Raw genomic sequence first — 601 nt, forward strand, 5'->3', positions numbered from 1 at the left:
TATACCCATGATCAATGAAGATGCTTGATTTTTTACCAATGAAGATCACCATACCCCTCATGAAAAACATCAAGTTGACCATCGAGCAAAAAATAGATCTTGAAGCCCTTCACGACGAGAGTCGAGATGGGCGTGTTCGTGATCGAATTAAAGCCGTTTTACTTCGCTCTGAAGGCTGGTCAACACCGATGATAGCTCAGGCCTTACGACTGCATGAAACAAGTATCGTTAGGCATATTGATGATTACGTCAGTAAAAATAAGTTAGACCTGAAAATGGAGGTTCACGACCTTATTTGAGTGAAACACAAACTGATGAGGTTATGGCTCACCTGATGTTAAACACTTATCGCTGCTCGTATGAAATCATTGAGTACATATGGAGAAACCATGGGCTGCGCTTCTCTATTCCAGGTTTAAATAAATGGCTTCATCAGCATAACTTTAGCTACAAATACCCTAAAGGCGTCCCTCATAAGTTTGATGAAAAAAAGCAAGCCGATTTTATTGAGCAGTACACTAAGTTAAAGTCTGAAGTAGTTGATGAGCCTATATTGTTTATGGATGCTATGCATCCAACTCAAGCGACAAAAGTAAGTTGT

Annotated in this window: 1 protein-coding gene and 1 pseudogene; both read left to right on the forward strand. The window is 39.8% G+C overall.

From position 1 onward, the window contains the following. Positions 1–59: 59 nt before the first annotated feature. Positions 60–320 (forward strand): annotated as a pseudogene (locus AAEZ02_RS21775) (helix-turn-helix domain-containing protein); the annotation flags it as partial. Between the two features lie 14 nt (positions 321–334). Beyond that, the coding region (locus tag AAEZ02_RS21780; RefSeq protein WP_351125015.1) for a winged helix-turn-helix domain-containing protein at positions 335–601 on the forward strand (267 nt) is incomplete at its 3' end.

The organism is Shewanella sp. T24-MNA-CIBAN-0130, assembly GCF_040310185.1.
GTDB classification, from domain to species: Bacteria; Pseudomonadota; Gammaproteobacteria; order Enterobacterales; family Shewanellaceae; genus Shewanella; species Shewanella psychromarinicola.